Source organism: Paenibacillus sp. UMB7766-LJ446, from assembly GCF_030226665.1.
GTDB classification, from domain to species: Bacteria; Bacillota; Bacilli; order Paenibacillales; family Paenibacillaceae; genus Paenibacillus; species Paenibacillus vandeheii.
This window is the reverse complement of sequence record NZ_JASOYM010000001.1, coordinates 340,877-359,356: the sequence shown is the minus strand read 5'-3', so window position 1 is coordinate 359,356 and position 18,480 is coordinate 340,877. Positions and strand designations below refer to the sequence as shown.

Sequence of the window (18,480 nt, the reverse complement as noted above, 5' to 3'; positions counted from 1 at the left end):
CAATTTTACTATATCAAGGAGGTGAAAAAGTAAGTGGCAAAGCCAAGTCCAGAACAACTGGCGAGAATAAATCAACTTGCTCGCGTTCCTCTCACCGAGGATGAAACTTATGTATTTCCTGCCAAACTTGTGGGTGATCAAATCATTCCACGCCGTTTTTACCGACTAACACCTAACTTCCTTCGAAAGATGGCTGTCCAAGCCAGAGAAGGTGTATCGCTGCTGTTAGATCACTCATGGTCAAACTTAGGCATTATGACAATTCCACTTGGAAGAACTTTTGACAGTCGGTTGCAGATGGATGGCGATGAACTGGCATTGTATGCAGATCATTATATGAAGTTGGGTCAAGAGGTCGGAGACATCAAGATAGATCAAATAGCGGAAGGTATTGATGCCGGAACGATCTTTGACACTTCCATCGGCTTCACGGTAAGCAGCCAAACGTGTTCCATTTGTGGGCAGGAATATTTCGGTGGGAATTGCCCTCACATACGCGGCAGAGAGTATGATACAAAACTCTGCACGGTTGATATTAATGACGGTGATCTTATGGAAAACTCACTCGTTTTTGACGGAGCTTATCCGGGTGCTGGAGTAGTGGGTATGAGTAGTGCTGCTGAAACACAATCAACTGTAAAATGGGAGGCTTTATCTGAAGATGCGAAGTCACTACCAAGTGGCGGGCGCGTCTTTTATTCTTTTAGCGGCAAATCAGGTCTAGATGGATTTGTGATCAAGCAAGAAAAAAACAATGAGGCCGAAACACAGGCCAAAGGAGATGACACTGTGAACGAAGAACAAAAAGCTGCTTTGGCAGCAGCACAAACTCAAGCTAATGCATTGGCGTCAGCAAATGGTGTACTCGGACAAGTCCGGGCTGCACTGGGAGTTGAAAATGATGCGGACATTGCCGCTAAGTTGGCTACACTGAGCGCTCAAGCTGCGGATGGCCTAGTCTACAAGACGAAAGTTACGGAGCAAGCCTGTGGAGCTGGTGTCCGTGCATTAGGGGAAGCGTTTAACACCGAAACTATAAAAGTTATGCTATCCCACTTGCCGGTATCTGAGATTGAGAAAATTGGCGCGACTTACGAAGCCCAGGCTCAAGCTGTGTTGGGTGGCGGTGGTCGTCATACCGAGGGGGATAAACCAGACCTTCCTGCAGGAGCGGCAAACGGAACAGCACCGACTAATGCTCAAGGGGCTGGTCAAAAGACACCAGAACAACTCCAAACAGAGGCAAAGGAAGCGGCTAGAGCTGATGCCATCTCTGCGCTCAAAAATACCGGCAGAAGCAATCTGCTGAAGGAGGATAAGTAATATGATTGGATCTCAATACAACGGCGCACCGGGACCTGGTCAGATTAACACGCAGGAATTTGTTGAAGTTCTTGCTTCCACGGACTTGCAAGCGAGGATTCCTGGGGGCGTATTGCTTGCACAAGGAAACGGAGTGATTAAGAAGGGGACTATTCTCGGAAGGGTTACTGCTTCCAAAAAATTTGTTCCTTATCTCTCCTCAGCTTCTGACGGTTCGCAAGTCGCTGTTTGCATTTTGGACAATGATCACGATACTACACTTACCGATATCGGCGCTTCAGCGTGGATTGCTGGAATTTTCACTGAATCTAAAATTACAGGCATTGATGCAGCGGCTAAAACGGCGCTTAAGCTTTGCTACTTTGTATAAGGGGGAACAAAATAAATGGCAAACGTACTTGACCCGTACTTCCTGACGGAAGTCGTTCAGAACATTCGGACAGATATTAACAGTTTTCGAGGTGCTCAAATCCTGACAAATGGTGTGGATTTTAAACCAGAACTCGGGCTGACGATTAAATATGACGTTACCTACGACGATACCGGAATGACTCCACCTACTGGACTCAATGATCCTTCTCCGATCCATGCCGCTCCTGTTGTGAAACAAATGGAATTCACCAACCAAGAATGGCGTGAGAAGGCAATCATAGACAGAGAAAAGATTGCCACTCTTCGTAAGCCGGGCACAAGCCTTGAGCAAACTTGGGGCGAAGAATATATGATTGATAAAATGGTGAATCTCAACCAACGCCTTGAAACACGATTCGAGTGGATGCGTTGGCAGGCACTTACAGGTAGCCTGGTTGTTCCAGCAACAGAGAATAAACCTTCTCGGACAATCGACTACGGCGTTCCGGCAAATAACAAGCCTACGGCTGATGTCCTTTGGAATAATACCGCAACTGCCGATCCGTTAAAAAACCTGGATGAATGGCTTCTGAGATTCAGGGGGAGTGGCGCAAGAGGTGTTAAAGTTGTAGCTAATAAAAAAGTGGACAGTTACTTGAAGCAAAACGAAAAAATCCGCGATTTGATCAAATTCACCTACGGCAAAGATATTGTAACGGATGGTTCGCTTTCAGAAATCGTCAGCCAAAACCTGAATGGTCTTCAATACGAAGTGTATGATGGCGGATACATTGACGATACAGGAACATTCTACCCATTCATTCCTGACAACGCTGTAATCATCATTGGTCAAGGCATGACAGGTTCTATCATGGATCTGGTGACCAGCCCGAACAACTACGAAGACATCTTCACTGGTCACACTGGAAAATTCGCGCTGGCTAAACTGATTAAAGGCGACCCTGACCAATGGCAAGTAATCAACGGGGCAACTGTGCTGCCGCGTATGAAATACGTCAATTGGCATATCTTTGCTACAGTGGCGTGAGGGAGGAACGACCTATGACGATCGTGAGAGTTTTGGTTGATGCTGTTGGGGAATACAACGCAGGGGACATCGTAAAAGATGCCCCTGATGGACTTGTTGAGATTGCTAAAAAGCAAGTACGTAATGCAGCAACCGGAGAGTTGTTAGCTGAGATCATTGAGGGCGATTTAGCTTCTACGGACACTCCATCAGAACGTGAACAAATGCTTCAGGGAGAGTTGGACGAATCGAAGAAGCGCGAAGCAGAACTTTTGGCTCAAATTGCTGAACTGCAATCTGATATTAAAAGTGGTGATTTGGACGATGAACTGAAGGAATTGAAATTTGTTGCGAAAGAGATGAAAATTCATGGTTACACAAAAATGGGCATCGAAGAGTTGAAAGAGGCCATTGCCGCAACTGGCGGTGACGCTGGTGGCGAATAAGATACTTACGAAAGAAACATATCACGAAGAAATAAGAGGGCGTCTAGGCGTTGGTGAGGATGTAATATCTGACTCCGATATAGACGCTCTTTCTGTTTTGCCAATCGGTGAAGCAAGGGTTGTAAAGGCAGTTCCTGACTACGCTTATTTGACTGGAGATGATCAAGCCTATGTATATGCAGCAGCCATTTGTATGGTTGCTGCTATACTGGCTCCATCAATGGCTGCGAGAATCAAAAAAACAATGAAAGACTTCGATTTTTCTTTTGAAAATCAGGCAGTCAATTGGGAGAAACGCGCATCACAATTAGTTGATGAGGCCAATGAGTTCATTGAATTGATTTCCACCGTTCAAGAAAGTTTGGGAGTGCCATTGTTAGGATTGTCTGGTCCCACTAGGGAGAAGGAAAGGCGGCGCTTCTAATGTTCAAAGATTTCATTCACAGACAGTCTCCCTGCAACGTGAATGGGGAACCCGATAAAGTCATTCTGTCGAGAGAAACAAAGGCGACTACTGTCCTTGGTAAGGAGTACATGTACAATGGTCTTTTTGCTACTAAGTCACCTGTATTACCTGGGAATGTTGTGCAGAAAGATATGACATTCTTGGTCCAAACCCTTCGCTTTACTGCAACCAAAGACAAATACTGTTCCTTAATCAAAACCAATGTTACTGTCGAAGTACAACGGTACATGCAGGAGTATGATGCGAATGACAATCCCAAAGGGAAGCCTGAGTTTACACCTGTTGCTGCTGAAATTGTCGGATTTGCTCAACGTGTCTCTGCTCAACTTAAACAAGAAGAACCTGGTCTTCTACCAACCACATCGCTGATACTTCTTTTGCAAACCGATGTCGATGTCAGAGAACCGAGTGATCCGGCGCTTATGAGTCCAGATCGCATTTTGATATCCGGAAAGAAATATCAAGTGGACGTAGTAGATCGGATCAAATATCCTAATCTACTATACATCCAATTGTGTGAGGACCGGCGATGATTACGGGGTACGATGCAGAACGTGCAGCGAGGGACTTGGAGAACAAGTTGGCGGTTGAAATCACAGGTCTAACGAAAATTGTTATGCTTACTGCCAAGACTGGCATCAGATACTACCCGGCTGTCCGAGAAAGCTTGGAAATGCAAATGACTGTTCTGGCGAACCAGATGATATCAGGAGACATCACTGCTGATTACTGGCAAGCGTGGCTGGAGCAGTTTGGTAAGGGTTCACTTATGGCTGGCCCGAGTCAAAACCCGGGTCTGGTGAGTTATATGAACAGTGAAGCATGGAACCGGCTGAGGCCAAAGGGGAGCCGAGTTGTTGTAGGCCGGGGTAGAGGAAAGTACCGAGCTATTGACGGAACGATTAAGGAGTCCAAAGGCGGATATGCAGGCGTTGATTTGGAGGAGTTGGCAGAACGGGGAGATCTTGATCCTTCGTTCAAAGCCACTCCTCCTACTTATTTCATGCGTATTGCTATCGAATCGAACCGGGAACGGATTTTGAACGGAATCAGTCGCGTTATTACTGATTTCCCATATCATCGCTACTTCAGGGAGGTGAAGGGTTGAGTTTGCAATTGTTGGATGCAGTTCAACATGTGCTTAAAAGTGATTCGGAGCTAATGGAACTGCTTGAACTTGATGCATCTTCACCATCCGAAGAGGTAGTAAAGAGATTGACTAAGGGAATGGAGCCGGAAATCACTGTAAGTCATGAGACTGTTCCTCATATCTGCCAATATGTGATGCCAGGACGATTTTCTCCAAATCAATTAGTGTTCGAGGGGAAGTTTTGCTTAGATTTTTATGCCGGTACAGGTTATGCGGCGAAGCAGCTATTTGAAAGAGCGTTCAGCGTGCTGCACGATAAAAGGATTACGATGCCAGGTTGGGCGACATACCTTTGTGGACTGACATACGATGCTGATTTTGCAACTGGAATACAAGGAGTCAAAGGATACAAGGCCATTTTTGACGTGGACTATCTCCGAATGAATTGAGGTGAGGATATGTCTGAAAAACAGATGGAAGCAACAGATACCAAACAGGAACATAAGGAAGAATTTCCTGAGCTGGAGAAGCTGATCCGAGAAAAGATTCGTCTTGCTCAAAAACTCGGATTAATGGATGGTCAGCAACCTATCGCAGGATACAAAGAGACTAAAGATTACAAACGAATTGAAGATATTGATGCGCGGCTCTGGGAGCTTGTATAAGCGTCATAATAAAAGGAGGAAATATAACTATGAGACCATTAGTTTTTGACGGCGTTGGTACAGTTGTAGCAACAGATTTGGATGGGAAAGTGAAGTATGTGGAGGACAAGGTATCCAAACTTACCTTGCAACTTCAATTCGACTGGCAAGGGGTCATGGGTGGTGACAGCGGTTATGCTTTCCATTACACTGCGGGAGACTTGCAGGATAAGGTGAGCATTGAAGTACCTCGTTATTCTCCAGTTATCGCAGATATGTCTCAAGGCGCTACAACAAAGCGCAGTACTACCATGGAGTTTGACGAGACTGAACAAGGCATCCTGGGAGTTGACGGATATATAATCAAGGCTCCATCGAAGTACGCAGGTACATTTATTGAAGCGAGCGATGCGGTATATCTTGTTGATGCTGATACCGATGAACGTACTCTTCTCACCAGAGTGGCCTCTACACCAACGGACGAACAATATGTAATCGATACAACGGGCAAAATCGCATCTTCGGATACGAATAAAGGCAAGGAGATACTGGTCATTTACAAATGGACAAGAGAGGGTACAGAAACTGCGTTCAATGGAACACGCCGTCCAGCACCCTTCAAACTTACGCACCGTTTTGAGTTAATTGATGATAAGGATGGAAAGCCTGTTCCGGTGCAAGTAACGATCTTCAAAGCTCTAGGTGGCGGTACATTGGATGTGTCGCAGGAGCGTAAAAAGGCTAACACGACAACAATTGACCTTCAAGTAATGGAACCTGGACGGTCGGCAGATAATCCAGAAGGACACGCTATGACAATCAAGTTCGGAATTTAATCTATCAAATACAACCCTGCCGGTAATCGGTGGGGTTCTTTTTTTGGTAAAAACCATATTTCAATTCAAAGGAGAATGAACATGAGTGAAGTTGAACAAGTAGTCGAAGGGCAAGAAGAAAAAACGTTGGATCAGACTTTAAATATTGGCAGCACAGTGAGGCTGGCTGAAGGAATCAAGAAGACAATTAAAGTAGGTACGATCAAATTAATCCGTGAAGTGCGACAACAAGCAAAGAACCTTAAAGGTATTCGTTTTAGTTATGTCATTGGTCGTGATGCGATAGAAGCAACGCAAGTGGGAGAACAGGACATTCCTGCTATTGACTGCCCAGCTATTGAGCAGGCATATAAAAAAGCGTTTGATATGATTTTTGTCGAGGGTTTAACGGATGAAGAGTATGAACAGGTAGACATGGAGGGCATTAAGTCACTTGATGATGTCCTGGATCGATTTCTATAAGGAATCATTCCCACAAGACCCGGATGACAACGATTCAGACGACGAGGAAGAATCAGATCATCCGGGAACCGATTGGCTTGGTCTATGGGCACTTTGTATCAGCAACGGGATATCAGATACAGAGTGGCCTAATATGACCATCCCTAAAATCCGGGCTTTGATGAATGAGAAACAACGTTCTCGTGAGTTCGAGATTGTGTTGCATGGGGGTAAAGTTGAAAACAAAAAGCCGAAGAAGGCAAAATACTTATCCGATCTAGGTTTCATCCAGCCAAGATAGAGAGGAGTTACTATGGCAGACGGTACAAATAGAGATGTCGTTGCTGCGCGGATTAATTTAGATACAGGTAAAGTCCTCCAGTCTTTCAAAAACATTGACACTGGAGCGCGAGGGAACGCAGACGCTTTCAAGGCACTGAATGCTGAGTTATCAACAGCGGAGAAGTCATACAAGAATATATCTTCAGCTATGGATAAGATGGCTTTAACTTCAGAGCAACGGCGTCAAAAGATTGTAGCTGAATACGAAGCTCAACAAAAGCAAAAGATTGCTCAAACTGCTTTGCTTGGTGCCAAGGCTCAACAGATGGAGCAAACCAACCGTTTAATCGATGCAAAAATGCAGGCACAACAAGCACTGATCAATAGACGAAATCAACAGATTGAGCAATCTGAACGTGAGCATCAACAAAAGATGCAGATTCTTCAAAATCGTTCTGTTAAATCCGGGCAGGAGGCTGCAAGGGCAACGGGTGCGGGTACAGATGAGCGCACCAGAGAGCGTGTTTTGCAAGAAGAACAGAAGATACGTGTTGCTCTTACCGAGCGACAGAGGAAAGAAGAAGCTCTCCGAGAAAAAGTGTTGCAAGAGGAACAAAGGATTCGACATGCTTTGTCTCAAACTGAACAGCAAACCAAACGGATGGGGTCCACAATGGATGCTGTCTCTAAAAGTTGGATTGGCAGATTAGGAGACATGGCTACACATGCCGTTATATTCCACAGCGTGTACAAAGCGATGCACGAAGTCACCCAGGCCATGAAAGAAGGCTTGGTTGACATCGAATCAAACATGGCCGGTTACGTGCAGACCAATGAGCATTATTTTGTACATTTCGAAGATGGCACCAACAAAATGATTATGGACACCCAAAGGTTGAATAAGGAAACTCAACAATTCATCCATACTGCTCATGAGCTTGGTTCGAACATTCTGGATGTAACGGAGTCAGCTCGTCTCTGGGGCCGTATGTACAAAGATGTAAACGTAGTCCAGGAGCTTGTCCGTCAGTCTACAAAGTTGTCCACGGTCGATATGGTAGAGCTCGAAGACGCAACCAAATCCATGGAATCCGTAATGTCTCAGTATGGTGTACACATCAGTAATGCGAATGATGCCATGGTAATTGGTAACCGGGTTTTGGACTCCTGGTCTAAAGTTGCGCATGATACGATGGCTCCTGCTCGTGACTTGGGAGCTGCTTTTCAGAGAACCGGTAAAATTGCTGCGGAGACAGGCGTATCGTTCGACGTGATGAACGGTCTGATCTCCTCTGGTGTGCGGAACACTGCCTTATCCGGGGAGAACTTGGGTAACATGTGGAAAACGGTCCTCGGTACGATTCGAACGGATAAAGCGGTGGACGAAATCGAGCGTCTTGGCGTTAAAACTAAAGAGGTAGTCGATGGTGTCGAACAATGGCGTAAAGCTGAAGATATTCTATTGGATTTGTCCATCCAGGTGACAGACAAGAACTATGACCTCACACAATCCTATGCGGATATTTCACGCGGGGTTTATCAATATGCCAAATTGGCAGCGTCTCTAAACGTTGGGGATATACTTCTCGGTACTGCTGCTTCAGTGGGTTCCACCGGATCAACAATGCAGTACCTAACCGTTCAGATGGATACAATTCAGCGGAAGGCTGCACAGACCAAAACCTCTCTCCTTGAGATTTTTAACACGGCTGGAGAAGACGGCCTTCGCCAGATGATCAAAGACGTGCTGGACGGTATAGATCAACTCCTGATCGGATTAACGAAAATTCCTACGGGTGTCTATGCAGCAACTGCCGGGTTAACCGGTTTGCTTTTAGCATACAAAGCATTACGAGGGCCTGTAATGGCTGTAGTCGCAGCGATTGAAGTATTAAATGCAGCTAAAGCTAAAGAAGCGGCTACAACTGTTGCGGGGACAGCAGCAACCGCAGCAAACAGTGCTGCAAACACAGTAAATATCGTTTCCAGTGAAGGTGTGATTGTCTCTACAGTGCAACAGACTGCTGCTAGAGAAGCCCAAACAGTAGCGACAGGTGCGGCTACAGTGGCGACTAGTTCACTGAGCAAAGCGCAAGCAGTCTCAACCGTTACTATGGCAGCAGCAACCGCAGGGTTATCACTGCTGGTAGGTGCTATTGCCATTTTCGCTTTTAAAAGCGGAGAAGCAGACAAAGCCGAGCGCGATAGATTACAAAGTCTGAAAGATAACGATTCTGCGAGTCAGCAGATGATCAGTCAATATCAACGGCAGATTGATTTATTGCCAAAAATGGTTAATGCGCACAACTCACTGAAAAAAATGATCGACAGTGGAACTCTCTCCTCAAGTAAACAAGAGCAGGCTAAGAGACAACTTGAGGAAGTTTCTAAAGCTCTTGCGATGACAATTGGTCAAGAGGGGTTGGCTCAGCTCGAAGCGGCAGGCTTCACAGACACAGCGACTAAGCAACAGATAGATAATCTTAATCAGTTGATCGAGAAGCAGAGAGAGGCTAGAAAAAACGTTCTGGAAGATCAAAAGAACTCACTGGGAAATCAGTTAACTGCAAACGTTTCTGCCATTGAAGAAGCGAAGTCTAAAATTGATGCTGTAAATAAAAGCATTGCGTCTTTCGGATCAAATATAAACAGGACAGAGCAGCTTAAGACCCTGGAGAATGAACTGGCATCTCTTGAAGCGAAGAACCGTGAATTGCAAGCCGCATTAAGCGATGCTGATGTTCAGATGGGTCAAATGACATTAGAAGCCTTGGACGCACAAAAAGAGATGGATTCTTTAGCAGGTATAAACGGAAAAGTCTCCGAGACCATTGAAGAACTGACTGAAAATTTAGTGGAACAAACAAAAGCATTAAGGGAATCGGTTCAGGCAAATATTGCATCTGTTTCTGAACTCAATCAAGTAGCTGAAACACTGGCTGACGGGCAATCTCTCAGCGCTCAAGCAGTAGCAGATTTAATTCTCAAATATCCAGAACTGGCTTCACAGATCAGAAAAACCACTGACGGTTGGATGTTTGAGGGACAAGTGCTCGAAAAACTTAGACAGGCGAAAATCAAGAAAGCGATAGATGATTTGAAAGCAGAAAGAGATTCAACTCGAACGGTAGCATTGGAAAGCTTAAAACGAATCCAGTTCTACGGGAAAGAATTTGAGGCTATCACAACCTTTGCAGAAGCCAAACAAAAGATTGCCGACATTGAATCAGAAATCTCAGAGCAGCAGAAAAAGAATGCTGCAAATCCTCCTTTCGCTAATTTGCCCTCCTCGCTCCCGAGCGGCCTTGCTGATGCTTTAAAAAGCCAGAGCGATATGCTTAATAAGATGTCAGATGATCAGCTTTCTGTAAAAAAACAGCGTGTTCAAGAATTAAATGATGTTATAAAGCAATACGCTGGGCAGTTGCAACTAAGCAATGATCAGATTGAGGCGATGACTAAACTTCTGAATGACAATACTTTTGGAATTGACGACAATACAGACTCTACAAAAGATTCAAACAAAGCCCGTAAAGAGACTGTAGACATCATGACTGATTTGCAGAAAGCAATCGAGGGGTATAACAAATCACTTGAAAAATTGGACTCCCAGCAGAAGCGTGTAGCGAAATCGTCCAAAGAGTACCTTGATATTCTCGCACAGAAGCGTACAGCCTTACTGGAAGAACAAAAGCTTTATGAACAAGGATACAATGATCCGTCGCAGCTCGTTTCCTCTCAGGTGGAGATAACAACAGGCGGAGCACCATCGACAGATATCGCCAAAATGTTATCCACTGCTGTTGACTTGGCAAACTCAGGCGTGATGAAGTATAAACAAATACCAGGTGAGCTTAATGGTTCGTTCAGTGAGTTTAAAGAACGGGCCTATTCGGATTGTTCACAGTTTGTGCAGGAGATGTTTAAAACAATTGGCGTACAGGTACCGCGTACCGCAGCTCAACAAGCCAAAGCAGGAACTGCGGTTTCAAAGAAAAACCTACAAGTTGGAGACCTTGTTTTTTTCAATACCAATGGCAAGGATAACTCACATGTTGGTATTTATATGGGTGACAGCAAGTTTATACAAATGGGGGAGTCTGGACTAAAAGTTTCGGATTTAAACAATAGCTATTGGGGGCCCATGTATAATGGTGCAACTCGTATTCCTGGGTTATCCAATGACAATGCATCTTCTACATCATTAAACGTTACTCAAGCGAGCAACAGCAATGTTAAGTATGCCGGGAAATACGCTTCTGAAATTAACGCTGCTGCAAGTCAATTTAACGTTGACCCGTATCTTGTCGCTGCTGTGATCCAACGCGAATCAACTTTTGGAGCCAATGGGGTAACAAACGTCATGCAAGTTAATGGCATGAACAATGCGACAGTAAAACAGAGTATTGATGCAGGCACTAAGATGCTCTCCGAGTTGCTTAAAAAATCCGGTGGAGATGTCGCCATGGCTCTTGGTGGCTACAACATGGGTGCTGGTATCATTGATTGGTTCCAAAAATCAGGCGGGTACAACAAAGCTGATATGCAAGCTTATTCTGACAAGTACAAAAAAGTCTATAACAGCAAGGTATACGGCGATGTTGGGTATGTAGATAAAATCCTGGCTGATTATTCACCACAAAAAACCACTACACCTACACAGAAACAATTAACGGATGCTAAAAACACAGCGGATAGTGAATTGCTACGGATTAGTGATGAGCTTTACAACATTGATGTCTCGGAACTGGAAAGTAAACTCGGCATTAAAGATATGAAAATTTCCGACAAAGAGTTGTCTTTAAAACAATCTGAAGCGCGGCAGAAAAACATGAAGAAAGACTCCCAAGAGTACAAATCCGAATATGAGCTTCAGTTGAAACTCAAAACAGAAATTCAGAAACTGATGCAGGAGCAGCGTCAGATGATCGAACAATCCGGGTTGAAATCGGATGAATTGACTAACAAGCGCCGGAGCCTGACTGAGAAAATCGGGGATGTGCAGTCCGAAAAAGAAGACATGAAGGATCAGTATGCCAGTGACCAATTTGATACAGCACAGGCGAATATGGAAGCCCGTGTTGAGCGTATGCGTCAGCAAGGTCGTTCTGAAATGGAAATGACCAAGACACAACTTCAGTTTTATCAGGGGCAACTCAAGAATACGGCCCTCACTGAGGAACAACGTGTTGAATCGGCTAAACAAGTATATGACCTGACAAACAAAGTAACGGATTTGAAATTCAAAAATTCAACCAGTTGGATTGAGAAACAGACGGATCAGATGGAGCGACAAGGGAAGTCTGAGGTTGAAATATATCAGATGCAGGCTGAAGCATACAATCGTATGCGAAATGATACGACATTAAAGGCAGAACAAAGAGCAGAAGCAGAAAAAATGTACCAGGATACTTCGAAGAAATTAATTCAGTCTCGTTATGAATTTTCAGAGAAGTGGATGACCAAAGAAGCTTTAAAGATGGAAATGGCCGGCAGTCAAAAAGTAGACATCATGAAATGGGAACTGCAAGAGTACCTAAAAATGCAGGCTGATAAAACCTTATCAGCTGAACAACAATGGGATCTCGAACAGAAAATATATAAGCAGCGAAATGATTTGGACAAAGAATACTATTCCTCTGCTGAGAAACGAATTAATCACTTGAAGGCCATCGGTGAAATGACTACTGAGCAAGAACTTACTGAGTATATGAAGCTTCAGGCTGCTTATCTGGTAGGAAGCGATCAACGAATGGATGCGGATGAAAAGGTCTACGATCTAAAGAAAAAACTTATGGACGAAATGACCAAGGCAGTATCTGAATCGGTAACTAAGCAGAAGAAGTTGCTGGACAGCGCTCGGGATGAGGAGATCAAACGTATCCAGTCAGAAAAGGACGCTTTCACCTCAGCTCAAGAAGCCAAAATCAAAGCAATTGATGATCTGATCCAATCTATGGAGCGAACTAATGATCAGGATGACTATGAGAGACAGCGTGCAGAGAAAGTTGCTCGTCTTGAAAAGCTCCAGTCTGCTGTTGGTCCTGAAGGTGTTGCTGAGCGCAAACAAGTCCAAAAAGACATTGAGGACCTGGATCGTGAACATGGTCGCAAGCTAGCCAAACAAGCGCTTGAGGATCAGAAAACGGCGTTACAAGAGGAGAAAACAACTCGCGAAAAAGATTTTGACGATAAGATCCAAGATGCTAAATCGCATTATGATGATCTTTCAGTAGCATTTGATGAATTCTCTTCAAACACTGAATTGTCTGCTGAAAACCTGAAAAACATTCAGATACTAAAGGAAAATGAGAAAAATCAAACGATCCTTGGAATGCTTGATGCTTTTGTTTTGGAGTATCAGAGTCGCCTTGATCAGATTGCTGCGACAAGTGCTGCAATTGGAGGGACTGATGTCGTTGGTGGGGCTTTGGCTCCTGGAACTGCATCGAAGGACTCTTCATATCAGAAGGAAATTGATCTGTACACATATAACGCCAACAAGGATGCCTGGGATGCAGCTAAAGCTCGTGGTGATGCAGAGACGATGCGACTCCTTCAAGAACAAAACGATGCGATTCGTAAGAAATATGGAATCGATAAAGATACAGGAAAACTCCAGCATTTTAGTGAAGGGGGAGTAGTCAAAGGTCCTCGCGGTGCTGCTGTTCCAGTTATTGCGCACGCTGGAGAAGCTATCCTTAATGACCGACAACAGGATTCGTTGTTTAATCTCCTAAACCTACGAATGCACAGACTAGACTTTACAATGCCTGAGTTTTCAGTCCCTCAAGGTTCAAACGGAGTAAATCCGGAGAGAACCAGTAATCAATTCGTAATTAAATCAGGAGATACTTATATCGCGGACGAATCGGCTGCGAAGGTCTTCTGGAGTGAACGCGATAATTTGATGCGCAGGATGCAGGCAAGGGGAGGTAAGGGATAATGATCAATGCTACTGCTGACGGAAAGCCCTTTAGAGAGCTTGGGCTTGGCCTGAAGAAGCACAACATCCCGGTGTTGCCACCGACGAGGGACTACAGTCTCGAAATTGCAGGACGGGATGGAGAGATCGATTTTGGCAGCACCTATGGCCCAAGAGTAATTAACCTGGAGTGTATCATCATGGCTGATGATACTACCCTTGACTATCATAGGAGAGTCGCCCAAGTGGCGGCTCTTTTTAATGCTAAAAAAGGGGATATCATATTCACTTTCGACGATTTGCCAGGAAGAAGATACATCGGGCGATATGCTGGAACGCTTGATATTGAAAAGATTCTTTTTGATGGGGAATTGACAATCCCGATCAAGATGGGAGAACATCCTTTTCCAGAAAGCGATGAGAACATGCTGGAGGAGACAATCGTCAATTCACCAGAAACTATAAAGGTAATGTCATCGGGTGATGAACGAGCTAGTCCTGTAATCGTCCTAACCAACACAGGCTCCACAACGATTCAAAATTTTAGGATTCAGAATGAATATTTATTAGAGGGGTGATCCAATGAACATCAGTAAGTATCTAGCAACCAAGCAACTCAATGTTTCAGCGAGGGGAGAGAAATTCACTTTCCCAGACAAACTCTATGTTGCTCTTTACACTTCCGATCCAACTTGGAATGATACGGGGCAAGAGGTATCCGGTGGAGGTTATGGCAGGCAAATACTGACCTTTGCTGAACCAGCTCAAATTACAGTTCAAGAGTTTCATCCAATCACTGGTGTCGTGAGCAATATACAAAAGATGGCCATCAAATCTGCAGCAGATGTACCTTTTGCGGCGGCTACAGCGAATTGGGGTACAATTACACATTTCGGACTGAGGGATACCGTTACAGGGGGAAACCTTTATTATTTCGGGACGCTTGAAACACCACGGAGTATTTTAAATAATGACATTTTCAAATTCTTGACAAACCAAGTCGAGGTAAGGGTGAGCTAAGGAGGGGACAATCACGATGGCGATGCGAGAAATGTATCCTGGATCTGTAAATAGCAAGCAAACTGAACTAGCCCAGGCTATAAACGAGACACAAACGACCTTTACTGTTTTGGATGGAACCGTCTTGCCTCCTGCGCCCAATGTGTTGACATTGGGAACGGATGAATCGGCCGAGACAGTCCTGTATACCGGGTTATCTGGAAATACAGTATCGGGAGTAATTAGGGGATTTGAAGGCACAGCGAAATCATGGACGGTCGGAACGAAGTTGGCGAGGTATTTTACTGCATATGACCATAACGCTTTTTTAAATAACATTCTTGAGGCTAAAACAGTAGCTGATGCGAGTTTACCAAAAGCAGGCGGAGCGTTGACAGGACCCTTGCGCATAAACAATTGGGGAGAGATCAGTGCCAGCAGTGGAGGGTATGTACTGTATGGGCATAACTGTTATCTGGATGCAGCAGGAGTTGTATATCGTTACCGTAACACTCATGCCAATATGGGCGCACGCGGGATTGTGTTTCGGCTTGGTGCTGGCCTGCAAGGCGCTTGGATGTTTGACATGGGGGCAATCGCTACAACAGCAGGCGCATCTTTTACGCCTACTCTCAAGCGCATCCTCAATACAGATGACTATAGCGCAATCGTGCAGGATTATATCCGACAGCCCGGATATGCGGCTACTACTGGCACGGCAACGGCGTACACAGCCACGCTTGATCCGGCGCCTGCATCTCTACCTGATGGATTTGGCATTACGATTGTGCCGCACGTTGCAAACGGAGCAAGTCCAACACTCAATGTAAACGGACTTGGCGCTGTTCCGTTAAAAGATCAAAAGGGAATTGCATATGCGGCAGGCAAACTGGTCGCAGGCAAGCCGTATATGTTTCGAAAAGTTGGTACGGATTTTTTGGCCGATAGCTCTGGTGGTTCTGGCACAGCAGTAGCTGGGGATATCAGAGCAGGGAAAACAGCAACAAACGAGGACGGGGATGTAACAGGAAATATAGCTGTGCGCAACACATCGCAAACCAACGTAACGCCAACAACCAGCGCTCAAACGCTACAACCTGGTATATATGACTACCCCATTGTGGTAGCGGGTGTGCCCGCAGCAACAGCAGATCTGGTTACTCAAACCCAATCAATTCCAGCGAATTCGAGTAGAGCATATAATTATGCAACCCAACCTAATATAGCATTTGTTACTACAAGTGCATCTATGGCTCAACAGCACGCACTGATGCTACTGGGGCCAACTCCAAGAATTAACCATAACGGAACAGTCCTGTTTACAGACACTGTGAACCCAAATGCTTACTATTCATATCTTACTTATCAGGGTTGGGATGGTTCGAGGTACCAAATATATAATAACACTGGAGTAGCAGCAAATCTCACTGTGGAAGCGTATTTCAAACGATAAGGAGAGGGTAAATGTGAATTCTACAGAGTGGATCAAATCAAACTATATGGTTGTTAATGACCCGTATATAGGAGAATCTGTTTACTGGGGAAACGGGATCATTTATTACGGCATCCTTACCCCAGTAGATAAATTTATTGAAATGTTCGGGGAAGCGATAGAAGAAGCGTTGCAGTCTAACACTGAAGTCAAACAGGCTATTCGCGATAGCGATCCCGATAATATCAAAGGATTTAACGAAATTTTGTAACAGGCGTTCCAACTATGGAGCGCTATTTTTACGTCTTGTTTCAGATCATTTAACAACAATTAAACTAAATCGTATAAACCTAATAACAACAAAAGGAGGAGTTAATCATGCCAATTGAAACGAATCGTTTAAAACTGCCCTTGCCTTTGGGGAACGAGAGTGTGAGTCGAGTAGGCATTAATGCCATCTTTGAGAAGATTGATGAGGGTGTTGCAACGCGGGAAGATGTAGAAGAGCTTCGCCAATTAGTCAACGAGATGGATATTCCAGACGCGTCATTAACTCAGAAAGGGAAGGTCCAGTTATCGAGCAAAACAGACGGCGATAGGGAAGAGGTTGCTGCTACTGAGAAAGCGGTAGGACTGGCTTTTCAATCTGGAGTTGAGCGGAAAGCGGAAGTGGTTGCCGCTCTCAACTCCATAGGAGTAACGGCATCCACATCCGAAACATGGGCGCAGCTCATACCCAAGATTAAAACAGTAATCCGAGCAACAGGGAACGCTACTGGGGCACAAGTGCTGTCAGGAGCAACATTTAGTAACGCTTCAGCAAATGGATTGATTGGAACAATGGCGAACCGGGGTGCAGGAGGAACTGTGACGCCTGGTACTGCTAATCAAACGAAGGCAGCCGGGTACTACAGTAGCGCCATCACGGTAATGGGTGACGCCGATCTGGTCGCCGGGAATATCCTCAAAGGTATTGATATTTTTGGTGTCGCTGGAACGCTGGTTCCTGGTCTACTTCAACAGTTCGCTTCTAGTATAGGTGTAAACGGTACAACCAATGGCGCATCTGTCAAAAACACGGTAGCCGATATACCTGCAGATAAAGTAACGATCTTTTCATCCAGCACAGGTATGGTCTTAGAAGCAATGACAGGTAACTCGTCCCTATCATCGGACAATACAACGTTAAGTGGTCTTACCATAGCGGATGCCGCTAACAGCGCGGTTGCCGTAGGTCAAGCCTATGCGTCAGGTTCTGGTCAGTCCGTTCTGACTTATATTTTGACCTTAGTGATTGAACCAGCGAACCGCCGTTATCGGTATTCCTATTACACCCAAACCGATAGAACCATTCGAAACAGCGGGTGGACCAACATGCAAGCGGGTCAGGACATGAACACGTTAAAACTGATACACACTGCAGTGGTTTCAGGCACAAACTCATACCTAAGTCGCTCCCTGATCAACTTCCCGGACACCTACATGACTCAAGTATAAAGGAGGACATCGTTCACATATAGGTATGTAATATCTAAAAGAACCAGACCTTCAAGAAGAGAGAATAGTATCAGTACCTTAAGGGTCAGGGGAGACAGGAGTTAATTTAGGATTAAGCTCACTTAGCAATATGTACTATACAAGCCCTCTGGAGTGGTCAGGGGGGCTTTTTACATTGAAGGGGTGAAGGTCATGTTTAACAGAGGGGCTTTTAACCGCATGGCCTTTAACCGCCAAATATCCGTATTCGTCTTTGGCCGGGCAGTTGCTGACGTATCAGGATCTGCTTTAGCTGCTGCAACGATGGAAATGACGGGTTCGGCGGTTATGGATGTCAATGTGGGAGCGGCAGGGGATTTTGTCCGGGAAATATCATTTACGGCGATTATGGATGTAGCTGTCGGAACCAAGGCGGATTTCATTCGGGAGATTACCAAACGGGCTGTAATGGATGTCGGTTTTGGAGCAGTTGCCAAGGGGAGTCGGTACCATGTGGAATTCTTTGAATTCACAGGACCGTTCAAACCAGGTGATCAAGTTGTTATCGATGCCAATTCGTACAAGATAACTCAAAATGGAGTTAATGCTTCACATTTACTTGAAGGTGATTTTTTTGATTTAAACCTTGGAGAAAACAATCTCACATGGACGGACCCTGAAACAGGTAGAAAAGTTCTGATCCGTGTTACACATAGAGACAAATTCCTGTATTAATTGAGGT

The 18,480-nt window shown here is 44.9% G+C and carries 19 protein-coding genes; all 19 read left to right on the top strand.

The genetic code is table 11. The annotated features are described in order from the left end of the window. Positions 1–33: 33 nt before the first annotated feature. The 19 genes from QP794_RS01650 (at position 34) to QP794_RS01560 (ending at position 18,473) form a co-directional block, all read left to right on the top strand. Positions 34–1,323 (top strand): HK97 family phage prohead protease, encoded by a 1,290-nt coding sequence (locus tag QP794_RS01650; RefSeq protein WP_285074632.1) that lies wholly within the window; start codon positions 34–36, stop codon positions 1,321–1,323. 1 nt (position 1,324) lies between these two features. Further along, entirely contained in the window at positions 1,325–1,693 is a 369-nt protein-coding gene (locus QP794_RS01645; protein WP_285074631.1) for a head decoration protein, read from the top strand. 15 nt (positions 1,694–1,708) lie between these two features. Further along, the gene (locus QP794_RS01640; RefSeq protein WP_285074630.1) at positions 1,709–2,722 is read left to right on the top strand and encodes a major capsid protein; all 1,014 of its coding nucleotides are present in this window, start codon (positions 1,709–1,711) and stop codon (positions 2,720–2,722) included. A gap of 14 nt (positions 2,723–2,736) precedes the next feature. After that, the gene (locus QP794_RS01635) at positions 2,737–3,147 is read left to right on the top strand and encodes a hypothetical protein (RefSeq protein ID WP_285074629.1); all 411 of its coding nucleotides are present in this window, start codon (positions 2,737–2,739) and stop codon (positions 3,145–3,147) included. Beyond that, on the top strand, positions 3,113–3,571 hold the full coding sequence (locus tag QP794_RS01630; RefSeq protein WP_285074628.1) for a hypothetical protein: 459 nt from the start codon (positions 3,113–3,115) through the stop codon (positions 3,569–3,571). The genes QP794_RS01635 and QP794_RS01630 overlap by 35 nt, the downstream gene beginning before the upstream one ends. Beyond that, entirely contained in the window at positions 3,571–4,146 is a 576-nt protein-coding gene (locus tag QP794_RS01625) for a hypothetical protein (RefSeq protein ID WP_285074627.1), read from the top strand. Before QP794_RS01630 ends, QP794_RS01625 begins: the two co-directional genes overlap by 1 nt. Beyond that, positions 4,143–4,721, top strand: a complete 579-nt coding sequence (locus QP794_RS01620) for a hypothetical protein (protein ID WP_285074626.1) — start codon at positions 4,143–4,145, stop codon at positions 4,719–4,721. The genes QP794_RS01625 and QP794_RS01620 overlap by 4 nt, the downstream gene beginning before the upstream one ends. After that, positions 4,718–5,152 carry a hypothetical protein gene (locus tag QP794_RS01615; protein WP_285074625.1) on the top strand — a complete coding sequence of 145 codons (435 nt, stop codon included), beginning with the start codon at positions 4,718–4,720 and terminating at the stop codon, positions 5,150–5,152. The genes QP794_RS01620 and QP794_RS01615 overlap by 4 nt, the downstream gene beginning before the upstream one ends. A gap of 9 nt (positions 5,153–5,161) precedes the next feature. Continuing rightward, a complete protein-coding gene (locus QP794_RS01610; RefSeq protein WP_285074624.1) occupies positions 5,162–5,368 on the top strand; it encodes a hypothetical protein in 207 nt (68 codons plus the stop codon). A 29-nt stretch (positions 5,369–5,397) separates the two neighbouring features. Continuing rightward, entirely contained in the window at positions 5,398–6,183 is a 786-nt protein-coding gene (locus tag QP794_RS01605) for a hypothetical protein (RefSeq protein WP_285074623.1), read from the top strand. An 81-nt stretch (positions 6,184–6,264) separates the two neighbouring features. Next, complete coding sequence (locus QP794_RS01600) at positions 6,265–6,645, top strand: hypothetical protein (RefSeq protein ID WP_285074622.1); 381 nt, start codon at positions 6,265–6,267, stop codon at positions 6,643–6,645. Further along, positions 6,617–6,925 (top strand): hypothetical protein, encoded by a 309-nt coding sequence (locus QP794_RS01595; protein WP_285074621.1) that lies wholly within the window; start codon positions 6,617–6,619, stop codon positions 6,923–6,925. Before QP794_RS01600 ends, QP794_RS01595 begins: the two co-directional genes overlap by 29 nt. A gap of 12 nt (positions 6,926–6,937) precedes the next feature. Next, positions 6,938–13,852, top strand: a complete 6,915-nt coding sequence (locus QP794_RS01590) for an NlpC/P60 family protein (RefSeq protein WP_285074620.1) — start codon at positions 6,938–6,940, stop codon at positions 13,850–13,852. After that, positions 13,852–14,409, top strand: coding sequence for a phage tail domain-containing protein (locus QP794_RS01585; RefSeq protein ID WP_285074619.1), 558 nt, complete (start codon positions 13,852–13,854; stop codon positions 14,407–14,409). The genes QP794_RS01590 and QP794_RS01585 overlap by 1 nt, the downstream gene beginning before the upstream one ends. 4 nt (positions 14,410–14,413) lie before the next feature. Continuing rightward, positions 14,414–14,851: a phage tail fiber protein gene (locus QP794_RS01580; protein WP_285074618.1), complete on the top strand. Its 438-nt coding sequence runs from the start codon at positions 14,414–14,416 to the stop codon at positions 14,849–14,851. Positions 14,852–14,867: 16 nt separating this feature from the next. Continuing rightward, a complete protein-coding gene (locus QP794_RS01575; protein WP_285074617.1) occupies positions 14,868–16,283 on the top strand; it encodes a hypothetical protein in 1,416 nt (471 codons plus the stop codon). Between the two features lie 13 nt (positions 16,284–16,296). Next, positions 16,297–16,533 (top strand): hypothetical protein, encoded by a 237-nt coding sequence (locus QP794_RS01570; RefSeq protein ID WP_285074616.1) that lies wholly within the window; start codon positions 16,297–16,299, stop codon positions 16,531–16,533. Between the two features lie 107 nt (positions 16,534–16,640). After that, a complete protein-coding gene (locus QP794_RS01565) occupies positions 16,641–17,759 on the top strand; it encodes a tail fiber protein (RefSeq protein WP_285074615.1) in 1,119 nt (372 codons plus the stop codon). Between the two features lie 192 nt (positions 17,760–17,951). Continuing rightward, positions 17,952–18,473, top strand: coding sequence for a phage distal tail protein (locus tag QP794_RS01560; protein ID WP_285074614.1), 522 nt, complete (start codon positions 17,952–17,954; stop codon positions 18,471–18,473). The last annotated feature ends 7 nt before the right edge of the window (positions 18,474–18,480 follow it).

Coding starts and splice junctions, on each gene's coding strand:
- QP794_RS01645 (WP_285074631.1), top strand. CDS start 1,325: ATGATTGGATCTCAATACAACGGCGCACCGGGACCTGGTCAGATTAAC.
- QP794_RS01640 (WP_285074630.1), top strand. CDS start 1,709: ATGGCAAACGTACTTGACCCGTACTTCCTGACGGAAGTCGTTCAGAAC.
- QP794_RS01635 (WP_285074629.1), top strand. CDS start 2,737: ATGACGATCGTGAGAGTTTTGGTTGATGCTGTTGGGGAATACAACGCA.
- QP794_RS01625 (WP_285074627.1), top strand. CDS start 3,571: ATGTTCAAAGATTTCATTCACAGACAGTCTCCCTGCAACGTGAATGGG.
- QP794_RS01620 (WP_285074626.1), top strand. CDS start 4,143: ATGATTACGGGGTACGATGCAGAACGTGCAGCGAGGGACTTGGAGAAC.
- QP794_RS01610 (WP_285074624.1), top strand. CDS start 5,162: ATGTCTGAAAAACAGATGGAAGCAACAGATACCAAACAGGAACATAAG.
- QP794_RS01605 (WP_285074623.1), top strand. CDS start 5,398: ATGAGACCATTAGTTTTTGACGGCGTTGGTACAGTTGTAGCAACAGAT.
- QP794_RS01600 (WP_285074622.1), top strand. CDS start 6,265: ATGAGTGAAGTTGAACAAGTAGTCGAAGGGCAAGAAGAAAAAACGTTG.
- QP794_RS01590 (WP_285074620.1), top strand. CDS start 6,938: ATGGCAGACGGTACAAATAGAGATGTCGTTGCTGCGCGGATTAATTTA.
- QP794_RS01585 (WP_285074619.1), top strand. CDS start 13,852: ATGATCAATGCTACTGCTGACGGAAAGCCCTTTAGAGAGCTTGGGCTT.
- QP794_RS01580 (WP_285074618.1), top strand. CDS start 14,414: ATGAACATCAGTAAGTATCTAGCAACCAAGCAACTCAATGTTTCAGCG.
- QP794_RS01575 (WP_285074617.1), top strand. CDS start 14,868: ATGGCGATGCGAGAAATGTATCCTGGATCTGTAAATAGCAAGCAAACT.
- QP794_RS01565 (WP_285074615.1), top strand. CDS start 16,641: ATGCCAATTGAAACGAATCGTTTAAAACTGCCCTTGCCTTTGGGGAAC.
- QP794_RS01560 (WP_285074614.1), top strand. CDS start 17,952: ATGTTTAACAGAGGGGCTTTTAACCGCATGGCCTTTAACCGCCAAATA.